General features: G+C 47.8%; 15 protein-coding genes. 7 read left to right on the forward strand and 8 right to left on the reverse strand.

Annotated elements, in window-relative coordinates:
- Window positions 1-82: 82 nt before the first annotated feature.
- The 3 genes from M4D81_RS15525 to M4D81_RS15535 all read right to left on the reverse strand — a co-directional run bounded on the left by M4D81_RS15525 (window position 83) and on the right by M4D81_RS15535 (window position 3,834).
- The gene (locus M4D81_RS15525; RefSeq protein WP_260067178.1) at window positions 83-1,255 is read right to left on the reverse strand and encodes an MFS transporter; all 1,173 of its coding nucleotides are present in this window, start codon (window positions 1,253-1,255) and stop codon (window positions 83-85) included.
- Window positions 1,252-2,079 carry a MerR family transcriptional regulator gene (locus M4D81_RS15530; RefSeq protein WP_260067179.1) on the reverse strand — a complete coding sequence of 276 codons (828 nt, stop codon included), beginning with the start codon at window positions 2,077-2,079 and terminating at the stop codon, window positions 1,252-1,254. Before M4D81_RS15530 ends, M4D81_RS15525 begins: the two co-directional genes overlap by 4 nt.
- 168 nt (window positions 2,080-2,247) lie before the next feature.
- A complete protein-coding gene (locus M4D81_RS15535) occupies window positions 2,248-3,834 on the reverse strand; it encodes a bifunctional metallophosphatase/5'-nucleotidase (protein ID WP_260067180.1) in 1,587 nt (528 codons plus the stop codon).
- Window positions 3,835-4,009: 175 nt separating this feature from the next.
- Between M4D81_RS15535 and M4D81_RS15540 the strand changes: the two genes are divergently transcribed.
- The 7 genes from M4D81_RS15540 to M4D81_RS15570 all read left to right on the forward strand — a co-directional run bounded on the left by M4D81_RS15540 (window position 4,010) and on the right by M4D81_RS15570 (window position 9,692).
- Entirely contained in the window at window positions 4,010-4,999 is a 990-nt protein-coding gene (locus M4D81_RS15540) for a phosphate/phosphite/phosphonate ABC transporter substrate-binding protein (RefSeq protein WP_260067181.1), read from the forward strand.
- A 20-nt stretch (window positions 5,000-5,019) separates the two neighbouring features.
- Window positions 5,020-5,793, forward strand: a complete 774-nt coding sequence (gene phnC, locus M4D81_RS15545) for a phosphonate ABC transporter ATP-binding protein (protein ID WP_260067182.1) — start codon at window positions 5,020-5,022, stop codon at window positions 5,791-5,793.
- The gene (gene phnE, locus M4D81_RS15550; protein ID WP_260067183.1) at window positions 5,790-6,614 is read left to right on the forward strand and encodes a phosphonate ABC transporter, permease protein PhnE; all 825 of its coding nucleotides are present in this window, start codon (window positions 5,790-5,792) and stop codon (window positions 6,612-6,614) included. Before phnC ends, phnE (M4D81_RS15550) begins: the two co-directional genes overlap by 4 nt.
- Window positions 6,611-7,414: a phosphonate ABC transporter, permease protein PhnE gene (gene phnE / locus M4D81_RS15555; protein WP_260067184.1), complete on the forward strand. Its 804-nt coding sequence runs from the start codon at window positions 6,611-6,613 to the stop codon at window positions 7,412-7,414. The genes phnE (M4D81_RS15550) and phnE (M4D81_RS15555) overlap by 4 nt, the downstream gene beginning before the upstream one ends.
- Window positions 7,415-7,491: 77 nt before the next feature.
- The gene (locus tag M4D81_RS15560) at window positions 7,492-7,674 is read left to right on the forward strand and encodes a DUF2524 domain-containing protein (RefSeq protein ID WP_260067412.1); all 183 of its coding nucleotides are present in this window, start codon (window positions 7,492-7,494) and stop codon (window positions 7,672-7,674) included.
- 397 nt (window positions 7,675-8,071) lie between these two features.
- Window positions 8,072-8,647: a sigma-70 family RNA polymerase sigma factor gene (locus tag M4D81_RS15565; RefSeq protein ID WP_260067185.1), complete on the forward strand. Its 576-nt coding sequence runs from the start codon at window positions 8,072-8,074 to the stop codon at window positions 8,645-8,647.
- Window positions 8,637-9,692, forward strand: coding sequence for a hypothetical protein (locus tag M4D81_RS15570; protein WP_260067186.1), 1,056 nt, complete (start codon window positions 8,637-8,639; stop codon window positions 9,690-9,692). Before M4D81_RS15565 ends, M4D81_RS15570 begins: the two co-directional genes overlap by 11 nt.
- 110 nt (window positions 9,693-9,802) lie before the next feature.
- Here M4D81_RS15570 and M4D81_RS15575 read toward each other — a convergent pair whose 3' ends face one another.
- From M4D81_RS15575 to M4D81_RS15595, 5 genes are all read right to left on the reverse strand, one after another.
- A complete protein-coding gene (locus M4D81_RS15575; RefSeq protein WP_260067187.1) occupies window positions 9,803-13,018 on the reverse strand; it encodes a discoidin domain-containing protein in 3,216 nt (1,071 codons plus the stop codon).
- A gap of 47 nt (window positions 13,019-13,065) precedes the next feature.
- On the reverse strand, window positions 13,066-14,148 hold the full coding sequence (locus tag M4D81_RS15580) for a peptidylprolyl isomerase (RefSeq protein ID WP_260067188.1): 1,083 nt from the start codon (window positions 14,146-14,148) through the stop codon (window positions 13,066-13,068).
- Between the two features lie 305 nt (window positions 14,149-14,453).
- On the reverse strand, window positions 14,454-15,806 hold the full coding sequence (locus tag M4D81_RS15585) for an amino acid permease (RefSeq protein ID WP_260067189.1): 1,353 nt from the start codon (window positions 15,804-15,806) through the stop codon (window positions 14,454-14,456).
- 380 nt (window positions 15,807-16,186) lie between these two features.
- Window positions 16,187-16,897, reverse strand: coding sequence for an alpha/beta hydrolase family protein (locus M4D81_RS15590; RefSeq protein WP_260067190.1), 711 nt, complete (start codon window positions 16,895-16,897; stop codon window positions 16,187-16,189).
- 131 nt (window positions 16,898-17,028) lie between these two features.
- Window positions 17,029-17,409 carry a c-type cytochrome gene (locus M4D81_RS15595; protein WP_260067191.1) on the reverse strand — a complete coding sequence of 127 codons (381 nt, stop codon included), beginning with the start codon at window positions 17,407-17,409 and terminating at the stop codon, window positions 17,029-17,031.
- Between the last annotated feature and the right edge of the window lie 30 nt (window positions 17,410-17,439).

The raw sequence follows: 17,439 nt of genomic DNA on the forward strand, positions 1-17,439 counted from the left end.
TGATTCATCCCTTTCTAAGAAACTAAGTTCAATATTTGATGGATAGGATGTAAGATGATCATCCTTAAGTTCATCATATCTGCTAATAGTGACAAGGGTTGTCATAGTTATTTTTATCATTAGCGAACAACCGAACTGCAAGCAAGAGCGCCACCAAAACCATGACAAACCCGGACCAACCCAGATTGTCAATGGAGGAGCTGCTGATCACCAATCCGCCGATTCCTGAGCCGAGGGCGAAGCCAAATTGGATAAACGAAGTGTTGACGCTTAAGGCTATATCCGGCGATTGCGGGACCAGGGTAACTAAATACAACTGCTGTGCTGGAGATGTCGCCCATGTGGCGGCCATCCATAACATGATTAATGGAACAACAGCGTAGATCGAGCCGTTGAACCAAGACAACAGCAGCAACGTTCCCGCTTGGATGGACAGTCCGGCGTAGATCGTGAATCTGGATCCCTTCGTATCCGCTAACCCCCCTCCGAATTTGGAGCCAGCAAAGCTGCATATCCCCGAGATCAATAGAATACCGGAAAGCGCCGTTGCAGATAACTCACTATTCTGCTGAAGATAGGGGGATATAAACGTAAATAGCGATGAGTATCCTCCGATATAAAACAGCGTAATGACTACAGCCAGCACCATTTTTTTATCTTTTAATATCGACAGCTGCATTCTAAGTGTAATGGCTTTTTGCTCCGTAATGGACGGAACCTTGGAAACGACCGCCAAGAACGGAATCACCATCAGCAAGCCAGCAATGACGAATAAGGTTCTCCACCCCATGGTTTCGCTCAAGAACGTGCCGATCGGCACGCCGAGCACCAGAGAGCTGCTAAGTCCCATCAATATGGTGCCGATCGCGCAGCCCCGATTCCGTTCTTCAACCATACGCGTGGCTACGGCCATTGCAATGACCGTGGCTGTTCCACCGCTGAGTCCCTGGATCATTCGAGTCATCAGCATCATTTCAAGTGAGTCACTAACATAGACGAGACAGCTGCTGAAAATAAATATGCCGAGCATGACAAGCAGCATTTTTTTTCGGTCCACCCGGATGGTTGCGGCGACCACTACGGGTGCGCCTATCGCTGCAGAAAGGGCGAATGTCGTTACGAATGATCCAGCGGTGGACGTCGCAATGCCTAGATCTTCCGCTACGATGGGAAGAATTCCGCTTATGATGTACTCGATCGTTCCAATGAGAAACACGGCCAGGGCAAGCAAATAAACGATCCATTTATTACTCATGCTCGTTCCTCTTCGTATTCAATTGGCAATTGAATTTCGATGAGACAAACCCCCGGCTCACCTGATAAGGGCACATAGGTTTCTCTTCCGGGCTGGTCGCTTCGAACGAGATAACCATGCTGCTCAATCCATTCGGCAAGACCCAGGCAGGCCGATTCGGAGTACACCGAATCCGAGCGGAATAACAGTGTGGCCATGGTCTCAGAAGGCAGGGATCGATACTGGAGATGCTCCGGCAGCTTGAAGATATCCGATTTCACGGCATAACCGGCTTCGAACTCAAACACATGCTCCTTGCTGCCGGATACGTTCCACAACAACGTCTGCGGACCGTATAATAGAGACTTGGCTCGGCCATCATGCAGCCCATCGAACATTTCGAAAAGGCTTGGGATATCCTCAACGGTGCCATGGGAAGCATACGTGATCATGTGCATGGCTTCAACGCGCTTCAAGACAACCTCTTGTTTATTATTTACTTTTCCTTCCCGTTCCAGGAGCTGCATTCTTTCTTTTACCCGGACAAGCCTAGAGCGCTCCATATCAAGCTGCCGCGCGATTTCACTCTCCTTGAGCCTCAGCATGCCCCGAATCTGTTCTGTTGAAATATCTTCATGAAGGAGCTGCGCGATCTGCTGTAATGTAAATCCCAATTCCTTATATATGACGATACGGTTGATCTCCAGTAGTTGTTCGGCGTAATAATACCGATATCCCGTCGATTCATCGGTCATGGCCGGCTTCAGGATTCCGAGCTGATCATAATAGCGCAGAGTTTGTAACGGAATTCGGCTCAGCCTGGAAAACTCGCTGATTTTAAACAATGCTTTCACCCTCTATCTTAATTTATTGGTTAGAGTATAAACTCTCTAGTTAGGTATAAAGTCAAGAGGGCTAATTAAATTTGTACGCAAGCCGCGATGGTAGGGACTGTTCCGTGACACATGTTGATCCATTTAAAGCCTCTCCTTAAGTTAACAATCACCAGCAAGCTATTGCCTCTCTATGACAATTTTCCAATTGTGATTACAAGCAGCTGGGATGCTTCCGCGCTCCGAGATATACTGTTCCACTAACTCCGCGGTGTCGATCAGTATCTCCCGTATCACTCTCTTCCCTTGGAACATGCTGTAATCTCCTCCTCCTCTGGCCCGGTAGCTGTTCAGGACCACATCCAGCTCCATCCCGCCCGGCAAGTCTGCGCCGTTATATTTCAACCTGCTGACCCTTGATCCCGGCGCGCATGCAATGTTTAATGTATATTCAATGCCTTCCCACATGTCGTAATTATAGTGCTGCGGTTTCGGCTTCATATATGCCGGGTTCACGGGAGGAGTCCCGACTGGGCCGACCGTAAAATAACAGGCTGTCTGTTCCAGCGCGTCCCGGATGTCGCGTCCGGTCAGACGAAGTACGACCAACGTATTCGGATATATGAAATTCGTAAGGATATCCCGTCTTGTGATAACGTCTCCGAACCCCTTGGAATCTTCACTGAGTAATGACGTACATGAAACGTTGACACCCGCATATTCCATCTGCACGCGATGGATAAACTCGATAAACGGATGCTCCGCCAGCCGACAGGCTGTAGGATCGTATATGCCCATGTCACCCTCGACTCGTCCGATCGGCTCGTCGAGCCATGCCTGGGTCCGTTCTTCCAACTGCTGGCTGGAAGCTAACACCACTGTGTCAGTCGTTGTCCCAGTGTCTGGTCGCAGCAACTCGGCACGTTTCTCCACAATAATCCAGCGTTCCTGTTCCTTAACCAGATCCACATGGATCTTGCCGATGGCCTGACCATTGAAGCCGGGTTGGACAACTGTCACTTCGTGGACCTGCGCGGCCAGCAGCCGATGCTGATGCCCGGTGATGAGCACATCAATGCCCTTCACCTCGGCACACATGGCATAAGCCTGGTTCTCCCCGGTGATGCTTTCCGCCGGCTCCCCGCTTTCCAAATCGCACTCAAATCCACCGTGGTACGCAACGATCATCACATCGGGCTGCTCCTCCAGACGGATGCGCGGCACCCATTCCTTCACGGTTTCCAATGCATCTTGGAATTCGAGACCCTGAATGTGGGACGGATTCTCCCAGCTCGGAATGTAGTGTGTCGTCACACCCAGAACCGCCACCCGGATGCCACCGATGTGCTTGATTAGATAAGGCTTACCAAAGGCGGGCTCCTTGCTATCCTGCAACCGGATTCCGGCTGACAACCAAGGGAACCGGGAAAACTGCACCGCTTTTTCAAGCGTCTCCATACCATAATTGAATTCATGGTTACCCGGAACAGCTGCATCGTAGCCCAGCTCATTCAGCGCACCAATCAACGGATGGATATCCGTACTGCTTTTAACTGCATAGGAAGCCAGCGGAGAGCCTTGAATCAAATCTCCGTTATCGATCAGCAGCAGATCCGGATGGATAAGCCGCTCTTCACGGATCAGGGTCGCCAGCTTGCCGAGTCCTATATCCCTTTCTTCCCGTGTCCGGTAATCCGTAGGGTACAGATGTCCATGTAAGTCACTGGTGGCCAGCACGGTAATCGTCATTTTATTCGTCGGGTTCATACCATCTCTCCTGTTCACAACATATTCAAGCCATTCTATCAACTGGAATGCAGTTTTATATTAAAATTCCAAAACTTTACAAAGAGTTATCATTTCATTGACAGACCATTAACACTCCCTCCGTATAGTGGAGCAGGTAAGACATGTCATTAACTTATAAATGGAGGTCATTGTTTTGAAAAAATGGATGAAATTCACCATGCCCCTGTTATTGTGCGTCGCTGTCAGCGGATGCGGCGGCGGTAATACCGACACCGGCGGCAAAGCCGCGGCGAACGCCGGGCAGGAGAACTCGCAAGGCACAAATACAGGCAGCAGCACGACCACAGAATCTACCGGGTATGTCCCTGATAAACTGACGGTCCAATTCGTTCCTTCCCAGAATGCCGACACGCTTGAAGCCAAAGCCAAGCCGCTCGAAAAGCTGCTGTCCGACAAAATCGGGATCCCCGTTGCGGTCAGCGTATCGACTGACTATAACACGATTGTAGAAGCGATGGCTTCCAAAAAGGTGGACGTCGGTTTCCTGCCGCCAACCGCGTATGTGCTTGCCAAAGAGAGAGGCGCTGCTGAGGTTATTCTGCAGGCCCAACGTTATGGCGTCAAGGATGAAACCGGCGAGCCTACGGATGAGCTTGTGGATTTCTACAAGGCGATGATGATCGTGAAAAAGGATTCCGCCATCCAATCCGTGGCCGACCTGAAGGGCAAAAAAATCGCCTACCAAAACGTTTCTTCCTCTGCCGGTTATGTGTGGCCAGCCGCGGTGTTGATGGATAACGGGATCGACCCGCTGAAGGACGTCGAGCCGATTACCGTAAAAGGCCATGACCAAGCCGTCCTTGCCGTGTTGAACGGCGATGTCGATGCAGCTGCCATTTTCCAGGATGCCCGTAATGTCGTCAAGAACGATTACCCCACCGTATTTGATGATACGCGCGTACTGACTTATACGGAGGAAATTCCGAACGATACGATCACCGTGCGCTCCGATATGAGCCCGGAATGGATTGAGAAGCTGCAAACCGCGTTTATCGAGATCGGCCAGGACGAAGAAGGCCACAAGATTATCTCCGAAATTTACACGCATGAAGGTTATGTCAAATCCGATGACAGTCATTTCGAGATTGTCCGTGAATATGGCAACAAGGTTAAGACCGAGTAAACGATAAGGGAATGGGTGCCATGATTGAAATTCACAACGTTTCGAAAACTTACGCCAATGGAACCAAAGGACTGAACCATATCAATCTGACGATCGGCCGCGGCGAATTCGTGGCGATCGTCGGGCTGTCCGGCGCCGGTAAGTCGACCCTCCTGCGGTCGATGAACCGGCTTCACGACATTACCGAAGGCAAAATCGTGATCGACGGTAAATCGATCACAGCGGCCAAGGGCAAAGAGCTTCGCCGCATCCGTAGAGACATCGGCATGATCTTTCAAAGCTTTAACCTTGTGAAGCGCTCCTCCGTGCTCCGCAATGTGCTCGCCGGACGCGTCGGATACCACTCCACCCTGCTTACCATGCTCGGCCGATTTCCAAAGGCCGATGTAGATCTCGCTTTTCAGGCACTCGACCGGGTAGGCATCGTCCAGAAAGCCTATGCCCGGGCCGACGAGCTATCTGGCGGGCAGCAGCAGCGAGTCGCGATTGCCCGAGTGCTCGCGCAGGAAGCCAAGATCATACTGGCGGACGAGCCGGTTGCTTCTCTCGATCCTTTGACTACGAAGCAGGTCATGGATGATTTAAAACGAATTAACGCGGAATCCGAAATTACGACGATCGTGAATCTGCATTCGATCGATCTGGCCCGGCAGTATGCTACGCGGATTATCGGATTACGCGCCGGGGAAGTTGTATTTGACGGACCTGTATCGGAAGCGACGGACGAGCGGTTTACGGAAATATACGGACAACCATTCGGCAAGAATGAGGTATTGGAGGATACGGCTGTATGAAGATGGAACTGGAAACGGCGCCGTTCAAACCATCAGCTCAATCTCCCCTTCTTCGCCCGAAACCACCTGGAAAACTGAAGTATTACATGACTACGGCTTTCCTGCTCCTTCTCGTCTGGGGCAGTGCGCTGCAGACGGACGCTTCCTTCATGGAGCTTGTGGAAGGTCTGCCGAATATGCTCGACCTGCTGCGGGAAATGTTCCCGCCGAAATGGAGCTATCTCGACAACATTTTGGAAGCCATGCTGGAAACGATACGCATGGCGCTGATCGGGACCACGCTGGGCGCCGTCCTGGCCGTTCCGGTGGCGCTGCTCTGTGCAGATAACATGGTCAAAAATCGGTGGATCACCTATCCGGTTCGCTTTCTGCTAAACTTGATCCGCGCGATTCCCGACCTTCTGCTCGCCGCCTTATTTGTTGCCATAGCAGGACTCGGTCCGTTACCGGGGATTTTTGCCTTATCCGTCTTTTCACTGGGTCTGATAGCTAAACTCACCTATGAAGCGCTGGAAGCGATAGATCCTGGACCGCTGGAAGCGATGACCGCTGCCGGAGCAAATCTGCCGCAAGTGATCGTATACGGTGCAATCCCGCAGATTCGGGCACACTTCGCTTCTTATACGCTGTACACGTTCGAAATCAATGTCCGTGCCGCTGCCGTGCTCGGTCTGGTGGGAGCTGGCGGGATCGGTCATTATTATGAAGTGACACTCGGTTTTTTTGAGTACGACAAGACATGCATGATCATCATCTTCACCCTGATGGTTGTCCTCTTGATCGACTATCTTAGTGCGAAATTGCGGGAGAAATTGTTATGAGCCAATCATGGGACGACATCGTTCCCCAACCGAAAAAAAGCCCGCTCCGCTGGCTTATCTACGTTATGCTGGCCGTCGTTTATGTCTGGGCCTTCTCCGGTATTCCGTACTCTGGCATTAAGGAGACGGCTGGTCAGGTGACAAAGGCTATTTTCTCAGGTTTGCTTTCACCCGATTGGGATTTTGTCTATTTACCAGGCGGAGAGGATTTGCTGCGAGGCTTGCTGGATACGCTGGCTATATCCATTCTGGGGACGATCATCTCGGCGGTCATCTGTATCCCGTTCGCTTTCTGGGCCGCGGCCAATATGACCGGGTCCATATTCGCCTCCGGATCAGGCAAAGTGCTGCTCAGTCTGGTCCGCGTCTTTCCTGAAATCGTAATGGCACTGTTGTTCATTAAGGCAGTGGGCCCCGGCTCTTTTGCAGGTGTGCTGGCACTCGGTCTGCATTCAGTAGGCATGCTCGGCAAACTGTTCTCCGAAGAGGTGGAACAGATCGATACGGGCCCGACCGAAGCATTGATCGCTACTGGCGCGACACGGTTGCAAATCGTCCGGTTCGCCGTTTTGCCACAGGTACTGCCCGGTTTTCTGTCGTATATCCTCTACCGCTTCGAAATTAATCTCCGCTCCGCCACCATCCTGGGCGTGATCGGCGCAGGCGGCATCGGGACACCGCTTATTTTCGCGCTGAGCTCACGAAATTGGGACCGCGTCGGCATTATTTTGCTCGGAATTATCGTCATGATTACCTTGATCGACTTGATTTCGGGCGCGATTCGAAAAAAGCTCGTTTAACGGAAGGCCATGAATAACTTTGGAAGTATCCTCCATACTAGTGATGAACAACATCATACAACCAAGGAGGAACGATGATGCTCGACAATTTGGAAAGCGACTATAACTGCGCGAATGCCAGCGACGATCTCCATCAGCTCAAGCTAGAGCTTGCCGCTCTGCGGGAACAGGGTACAGAAGACCAGGAAACACAGGAACAACTCAACCGATTGGAGAATCAAATCTCCTTCATTATGAACAAATGCGATATTAACCATTAACGTTCAATCTACTCTCTTCTTCGAGATCTGCAATGATCTCGCCATTACCTGCATGACGTAATTGATTTTGAAAGATATCTGACACCTCGAAATCTCTCCATGATTAAAAAACCCGTATCCGTGAAAGGATACGAGTTTTTTTAGTTTCGCTATTATTCCTCAATCTGCTTGATTCTTTTAAATATGAAAGAAATATAAATTTCTAACTAAACAAGGCTTTTGTGACATTGCACCTATCTGTGCAGTCGAAGATAAGACATATGCAGACGGACTATATAATAGTTAAAGTAGCCGGGTTGTCCTACTTCTTCTCAAAAAAAATAAGAGAAAAACCGAACCTTTTTTAAATAGAGAGACAATATAGGGTGTAAGCCGCTTACCCAGGAGGGCCCTCTGAATGCAAAGTGAATGTATGTACGAATTACTCAAACAAATGAAAGACGGTGATCAACAGGCATTTCATACGATGTATGATGCCACCTATCAGGACGTCTATCGAACCGTTTCCTTTCTGGTAGATCATCAGCAGGATCGGGAAGATGTCATGAATGAGATTTATATGCAAATGTGGACGTCACTTGCCAATTACGATACGAATCGGCCTTTCCATTTCTGGCTGCACGGCTTGGTCATCCGTCAAGTGCAGAGATTTCGGGTCAAGCGCTGGCGGAGATTCCGAATTTTTGAACGCATCCGTTCCTTCTCTCGGGAAGAGCCGCATTGGGATCAACCTTCTGTGTTGATGGACGGCACGAACCAAATGATATCGCAGGCTATCCAAAAACTGACGGATAAACAGCGAGCTGTCATTATCCTCCGCTTTTTTCACGACTATACGCTGGAGGAAATCGCGACCATAATCGACATCCCGCTGGGTACAGTCAAGTCCAGATATCATGCAGGCATCCAGGCGCTTCGAAAAAACATATGGAATCTCCCCCCGGAAAGGATGGAAAAGATCAATGACTATTGAACGCATTATCCGTGAACACTTGCGCAAGGAAGCAGAAACGATGGATTGCCCTCCGGCAATTTCCAACCGAATAGCACGATCCTATTCACAATATGTGCAACAAAAAAGGAGCGAGAAACCTATGAAAAAACGATTAATAGCTGGAATAGTGACGACTGCGATTTTGATTCCAACCGCAGCATTTGCTGCCCCTCCGCTCATTGAAATGCTAACTAGAACACCGATGACGATTGAACAAGTCAAAACGGATGAGGTTGGCAAAGCAACACTTGAGAAGCTGTATCGCGCATTTCCTGAAACAAAATCGTTTGAGATTATCGAGGCAAGCAACGTTCAAGGTGTCCAAACCAGCATCATCCTCCAGGAAAAAGGGGGAACCGGCAAAAAGATTACACTGCATACAAACAGTATGACAGGTGAGATTGAACATGTGATTCAAGAGAATTGGGAGCCTAAGGAGAAGCCACTCACTGCTTTAACCGATCAAGACATCAAGTCGAAGGTTGATCATCTCATAAATAAAATGTATGGCAATATCGAAGAGTATGAGTTTGCTATGGAGCAAATGGAGAACCCGGATCAAAAAACGTTGATGCTGAACTACTCCCAAAAGGGATCAGAAACACCCTTATATCAGGTATTCGTTCAGGGCAATTCAATCAGTGTTTCTCTAATTGGAGGTGAAACGAAATCTGCAAACCATAAAGTAGAAGGTTTCTACACTACCAATGGCAAGCCAGATTATTTTGCAGATGCCTATTTGAATGACGACAAACTCTTTTCTTTACTAAACATGAGCCCAATTGAACTCAAACAAGAATTAGCAAAAGGTAGATCTGTAGTGGAGATCGCAGCCTCTAAAAATGTCTCGAAACAACAAATTGTGGATGTCATTGCAAAAACTCAGGTTGATATACAAATCCAAGGTGAAGCTAACGGGGAAATTCCGAACAACAACCTTTCAATGGAACAAATGTTAAAAGCTATTGAACCAAAAGTATTACAAGTTATTGAATACAAAACGGATGTGCCATCCAAGAAATAACGCACTGATCAAACATAAAAAGCCGGATTCCTTCATGTAGGAAGACCCGGCTTTTCTATATGAATCCGTTCTAGCTGTGAGAATGCGAGATAAATAATTGGAATTTTAGGTTATAACTCTTGTAAAGTTGCTGCATCTCGTAACAAATATTCCGCAACCTCGGCGGTGATATGATTCCCTTTTTGTGCATAGACTTCTGAAATGAAACTGCGCAGATTTTGTTTTTGCAATTTTTTCAGCAGACTGTTAGCAATCCCTTTGCTATCAATGGTTCCCTCGTCTGCGAAACGATGAACCAGTTCCTCAAGAGCGGCATAACTTGTTTTCACTTGAAAGTCTACGGATTGTATAGATGAGTTCCCTGCCAAATCAATTGCTTTTACCGTAAACGTATGTGTACCCTGCTCAAGTTTATATAACGGTATTTCAGTTAAATCCGTTAATACGTTTCCATCCAAGATGACTTCGGTTTTTGCTTGGTCGACACCTGACAGAAGGTCTGCCACTTCAAATATGGGTTGAAACACACCCGTGTTATATTCTGATGTTACAACTTGATGTATCGTAATCTCCGGAGCTGTCCAATCCACCGTAATGTGGCTGGAGGCCTGAAAATCACCATCTTCCGTCGTGGCCGTGATGACAGCCTTTCCTTCCTCTACGGCAGTCACGATGCCATGATCGTCTACCGTTGCCACCTGCTCTTGATTCGTGCTCCATTTCATATTCTTATTGGTTGCATGATCCGGCATAACCGCTGCGTGGAGCTCTTTACTTCGGCCGGAAGAGGAATTAAACACAAGCTCCGGTGTATCCATTATTATTCCAGTAACGGGTATGTTATCTGCGGTATGCTCAACGATGAGTTCATTTAACGCGATGTTCCCCCATATCCGATTCCCGTCATTAACCTTTAACCGAAGTTTATAGGCGTTTACCGTTGGGAAAGAAACGCTCTGGCGTTCTTTGGTGCTGTCGTTCAGCTTCCATTCCACCGATGTGCCAGATAATGCCGTCACCCAACGGCTACCGTCGAAATACTCCACGTCAAAATTAGTAATACCCTGGCCGATCCCAAAAAACGTGACTAACGTAACCTTGTTGACCGGTACCCTATGATTGCCGTAGTCAAGGGTAATATAACCTGGAAAGGTTACATCTCCGGTACTTCCCCATGCAGAGTTCAAATTGTTGTCGATGATGTTCGTAATGGTACCTGCCCCCGTCGCAAAGGTCGTGGTGACCATATCTTTGGATAGTTCAGGATTGTTATACAATTCAAGCTCGTTCAGTGCGATTCGCCCCGATGGGTTAGCACCCTCATGGACCTTCAATCTGATTTGAGAGAATCGAGTAAGTGGAAATTCCACGGATTTGATCTCATTTGCGCCCGTGTTCAAATCCCAAGTCAGATTGATATTGGTGCGTAGGGGAATCCATGCCGAACCATTACGGTATTCAAGATCAAAGTTCGTAATCCCCAAATCTTTTCCGTATCTAGTATTAAGCTTCAATTGATTGGCCATAAGCGTTTGCTCGCCAAAATCAAGCGTGATATCGTTCGGAAATGAAGGCGAAGTATCGGTTTCCCATGCCGTGTCGTAATCATTATCAATAATATTTTCAATTGGTCCTGAAGACGACGTTTGAAATGTCGTACTTGCAGCTGCCTGCGTAGCTAGATTGTCCACAGGTGTGCTGGCAGGCCGTTTCGGAACGATGACGATCGGATCAGGCATGTTCCCGGCTGGCGGAACACTACCCTCATATTCGTGGGCACCGATATCAGGAGCTCCATTATATAACGGGTTTCCGAAATAATCCCTTCCTCCGTTATCGTTTATGCGTATGCCTGCGCCTATTAATGGTGAAGTCGCTTGCAATTGGTACCCATTCACTGTATCCATGCCATTGCCGCCGCTTCCGGGATCAACAAATTTTGGATCGTCCGTTATCTTATGGGCATCAGCCTGCACCAATGTGTTTCCTCCGTAATATGCGTTGTAATCAAACGTTTGACCCGTCAAGTCCCATCCCTTATCGCCTACGCTGTAATACACATTATTAAAATTATGAATGTTGCGCGGGGCTCCCGAAGCCTTGGTGAAGTAATCGCTCATCACCGGGTTGCCTGATGATTTTCCTACGTAAATCGTATTATTGTAATTGTAGACGTTATCAATGGATCCGCTGTAACGGAATATGCTTTTTCTGTCGTTTTGGCTGATGTTGTATCTGACGATGGTATTGATTGTGTTATAAGTGTCGTTTACGAACAGCATGAAGCCGCCAGCGTTATCATGACTGTAATTGTACTGAACCAACGAATTGATGTTTCCTGCATCCACGTCGAAGCCATGCCCGTCTTCCGCGCCGTTCACACTGGCAAACGATTCGTTGAATTGAACGAGGTTATTGTCCGCATACGCCCACCAAATGGAAGCATTGGTTGCCAGATACGTAGCTTGTTGGACGGTGTTGCGCTCGACCACCGCTCCATCGGTGACATTCCAGGCGATCCCTCCAGTTGCTGCTCTGATGACGGTATTATTGGATATTTTCACTTGGGTGGACGGCGTCCAAGGTCCATATGGTTTAGGTACCCACGGCCATAAATCGCCCATTCCGTAGCGCAAGATACAATTGGAGCCAATGTAAATGCCATAGGCATCCACGTCCGTCAGTATATTACCGTCAATGAGAATATCGTTAAATGCGCTGGGCATAGTCGATCCAACCGAATCGAAAATAATGCCTCCCGAGCGTGTTGTATACGATCCATCGACATCATGGATGTTCATGTTTTGGATATAGATGTGTTTTAATATACCAGCTTCCTCATTCAAGATATAAACACCACGCCTTTGGCCCCGCGGATTCTCCCAATCTCGATCAAAAGGCAGCGGCGAGCTGTTTGTCACCTCCAGGTTGTTGATTTCCCAGTACTCCTGATTTTTCAAAAAGACGGCTTCCAGTTCGGACGTTATCCCTGCGATTAGCGGTTTGCTTCCGGAACCGTACATATCGATAATGATCGGTTTTCCGCTTGAACCGGAACCTTTAGGCCACAGCCTGCCATTCCAGCTTTCCCCGGCTTTGAACAAGATTTTGTCGCCTGGGGCAAAGGTAGTCGCGTTAACTTTGTCTAACGATCTCCACGCAGAGTCTTGGCTTGTGCCGTTATTCCTGTCATCCCCCCCTGTACTGTCCACATAATAAGTGGTTCCGGCAGCTAAAGCGTCCGACGGTGAAGCGGTAACCCAATGGCAAACCAAGGAAAAGATAGAAACCATACAGATCAACTTTTTGATAAACGATTGCCTCAATCATCTTCATTCCTTTCATTTTTATTTATGTAATGCCAAATGGGCAGTTACATTTGAAATTTACTGTACAACTCCTCATTCAATACAACGTGCGCATCGGTTATTCGCTCACGTATGTACTCTTCATATTTGTTATCGATGTAGTCCTTTAACACTTGTTCTCTTATTCCGTCAAATGCCAGAAACTTGGTTCCCCTCTGATCTTTCTCCACGCATTGGATGAGATAGAAGCGGCCGTTCTCTTCAATTATTTCGCTAACCTCTCCTGGTTGAAGGTCGGCAGAAGCTTGAGCTACCGGACTTCTGGCGTTGTGCCTGTGGCTATCCAAGTTATATAACTGCTCCGTAATCTGGCTATTTTGATGGATGTCCTTTGCTGCTTGCTCAAATGAAATACCGGATGTTATTTTCTGCCTAGCAGTCTCTAATTTTCTTATCACCCGAGTTTTGAGAAGGGTATCGACATTCCGATTGGCATCAAGAAAAGATAATGATAATTGTCGCACCTTCACGGTTGGTGGCGCATGGTACAACCGTCTCTTATTCTCCTCGTAAAACGTGATTAGCTGTTGTTCATTCAGCTTCCAGTCACGCTCCATCAGGTGGTTTTTGACCGCTAATGCCGTGGTTCCCATCACATATTCTAAATAGGTTTCCTCCGTATATTGAGCGGGTCCGAAAACAACCTGATTTTTCTTGATTGCTTGTTGCCTTCTCTCGTTTTCAAGCATGAGGTTTTGTACAAAACCGTCGTAACTGATATCAGAGAGCACGCCCTGCTCTTTGGCAAGGATCTGTCGAATTTTAAGATGGATGCTGTCTTCGAGCGCCTTCTTTTTGATCAACTCAAGCGGAGTTTCATTTAAGTATGGCGTGGACCAAAATTCGGTCGACTGCGCTGCATCATATTTTTCATGGAAATACTTGATCATTTCAGCTCGATTGGCATGAACAGCTCTTTGAAATTCGCTCACATGAATCACTTCTCCGTCAACTGTCGCGATATAAGTGTCCTCATGATATGGTTGTGAAAATTCAGGCTTTGCGATAAAAATGATAGTCACGATGATCAAAATTAAGATTCCGGCTGTATACAGCCATTTCAGACTGCAAAATTTCTGTACCATCATACCCATCAGCACCCTTGTCAATAGCTTTTTTAATGAACACGCTCCTACCTAGGCGACTCCAATTTATGTATAATTCATTATAATTTCCAGAAGAAAGCGCTATCAATTACTCCTTTTTTACATTCCTTTCACTTTCTTTACTTGTTCTCACACATATAAAAAGACGACAGAGGATTGATTCCTCTGTCGCCTACTCTTTGTTTATTCTGTTTTCTTGATTGCAGCAATGCGGCTCGCAACCGGATCATGACACTATATTCAGCTTGTCCGATTTAACGTGAAATAGAAGCCTGACATCCGCTCCGCTATCCGTTTCTATTCCCTTTTTTGAATTTCATGATGGACCAGACAACCAATAGCAGCAGGACGGACAGACATACGCTGATGCTGACCCGGTTCTGTCCGTCTATCAGAAACAGGACAGCGATCACCGACAGGCAGAGCGCAGTGACCCCGGTTATATAGGGGAATCCCCATACCTTAAAGCTTGGCTGCATCGGATAAGCTTTGCGCAGCTTCAGCTGCGAGAAGCAAATACAGATCCACACGAGCACAACGACAAACCCCGGCACCGCCATCAGAACCCGAAACAGCTGATCTTGCGCAATCAATCCAAGCATGGAACCCGCTAATAGTATGATCGCGCAGAGTTTCAGCGTATTAAGCGGAATGCCTTTGCTCGTGGTCTTGGCCAGGCTCCGTGGAGCCTCCCCGGCGGCTGCCATGGAATAGATCATGCGCGTCGCACCATAGATACCGGAGTTGGCTGCCGACAGCACAGCCGTCACCAAAATAAAATTCATAATGTGGGCTGTTCCCTGCAAACCCGTAGCGGACAACACTTGAACGAAGGGACTTGCCTCTCCCCCGAGCTGATTCCACGGAATCAATCCGCATATGATCAGAATCGGCAGCGTAAAGAACAATATCACCCGCAAAATAAAATTGCGCACCACTTTCGGCAGGATTTTCTCCGCATTCTCAGTCTCGGTTAATGTGAGACCTATCAGCTCGGAGCCGCCATACGAAAAGGTAACGACAAGCAGAGCCGAGAATATGGCGAACCATCCGTTTGGTAAAAACCCGCCGTGAGCGGTGAAATTTTGAAGGTATGGGGTGTCTGAACTCGGAATAATGCCAAACATCAGAAGACTTCCCAGCACAATAAAACTAATAATCATGGCGATTTTGATCCCGGCAAGCCAAAATTCCACTTCGCCAAAGCTCCCAACACTCATCATATTAATTAAAATAATGAGCGCTGCGCTTGCCAAGCTCAGCATCCAGAGCGGAACCCCCGGAAACCAGTATTGCAGAAAGCTGCCTGCCGCAATCACTTCAATCACGCATACCGACAGCCACATGAAACAATACATCCAGCCCATGACAAAAGAAACCCTTTTTCCAAAGGCTTCCCGTACAAAATCTTTCATGTTCCGGCCCGGATACACCGTAGCCATTTCCGTCATTGCTCCCATAACCACCAGAAGCAGCAGTCCTGCAAAGATATAAGAGAAAATAACGCCCGGACCGGCAAGACTGATCGTCTCGGAACTTCCTTTAAATATCCCGGTGCCGATGACGCCGCCCATCGCCATAAAGCTGATATGCCTTGGCCTCAATTTCTTCTGTAATGAAACTTCGTCTTGTTTTGCCATTAACATATCCCCCTGATGACTTTCAAATTAACCTATTGATAAGTATAACCTTTTCTGCTAAGGAAACAACTTAAGAAATTCGCAAAGTTAAGAAGGAAGCATGATAGTTCTAATGCCTCTTATTCCTTGATAACGGTTAACAGGTTGTTAGCGAGAGCGGACTTATAAAGAGCCCGGGTGGTGGCCCCATATTTTTGCCCGGATCATCCCCGGTCACTTGGCGAATCCATGACGTCATTTTATTTAGCTGTTATGGAGGGGCGACCCAAACCATTAACGAGAGGAACGGCTTCTTTTGTACATACAATACACCATGGACCAACTCTATCTGCCAGTGGATGCTTGCACATTTAGTTTACATAATATTTATTACGTAATGTTTACTTTTTAGGGTGTAATTCATGGATTTTGGATATAAGATCGACTGAATTGGTATGGAATGCTTCGTTTGAATCCGTCCAGGCCGATTTCAGAAAATAAGAGGCATGAAACCGCCATCCTTGATGATCCGGATTAAAATCCAGTTGAATCTCACGCCCCGGCCTTCCACGGTACACCTTGGAACCCGGCATGCGCCAACTGCCAATTCTAGTGATCCTGTCCGGATTCTGACCCGTGATATATGTAAACCGGTCATTGTAAGGAATATCCTTCAAATAAAACCTTGGACATCCTACAGCAAACACATGGATTCCCCGATAATTAAACTTCTCCTCCAAATAAAGCCCTGCCTTATAAGCGATCACGCCTCCAGCGCTGTGCCCGATCAGGATCAGCTGCTTCGCACCAGCTGCATGCTCATGGATGATTTGTCCTGCTTCCATAACCCGCTGAGACTGCTCTCGAACCAAATCATAGCCGACTTGCGTAAGCTGCCGGGCCAGTAGACGGACTAACGAGGAACCCGATATGCCGTTTGCCATCCCGTAAGGAAAGATCATCAAGATTTTGGCATTCGGGTATCTTCGGGCAACCTCGCTTGCAGCATCTTCAAAATTATTTCGATAGGTCAGGACACCGGCAAAAAAGCACACCACCGTCCGGCACTTTATCGAGCATGTGCTATAGGAGGATACGAAAATCTCTGTCATGACTTCACAGTCCACCTCCAAAAGTGTTCCATTCTTACGCTGTAACCATGTGAGAAAACCCCCATGACTACAACGCGATTTATATCTGCATTGTAGCATGAGGGTCCTCACACTTTCATATCCTGTTCGCCTTATTTTTTGGCAGCCAACCATTGGGACAGCACATTAATTTCGTCTTCCGTCAGCCTGCCTTGGAATGCCGGCATTCCATTCCGCCCATTCGAAATGATACCTGCAATTTCGCTGGCATCGTGCTTGGAGCCTACGTTTTGGAGGCTGGGAAAGTTTCCGCCCCCGCCTAAGTCGGTAGCATGGCAAGCCATGCAATTGGCATTGTACAGCGTCATCGCTGCATCGTTGTTGGCATCCCCGCCGGTTGCTCCTTCCTGTGGAGCTTGTCCCCCATTATCTGCTGGAGCCGGAGCCGGATCTGCTGCATCATTACCACCACATGCCACCACAGCAAGAGCAAAAGTCAATAGCAATACTAACAGTAATCCTTTTCTGAACATGGTTGAAACTGCCTCCTTTTGTAAAATGCA

The sequence above is a fragment of the Paenibacillus sp. p3-SID867 genome, assembly GCF_025142895.1.
GTDB lineage: Bacteria > Bacillota > Bacilli > Paenibacillales > Paenibacillaceae > Paenibacillus_AQ.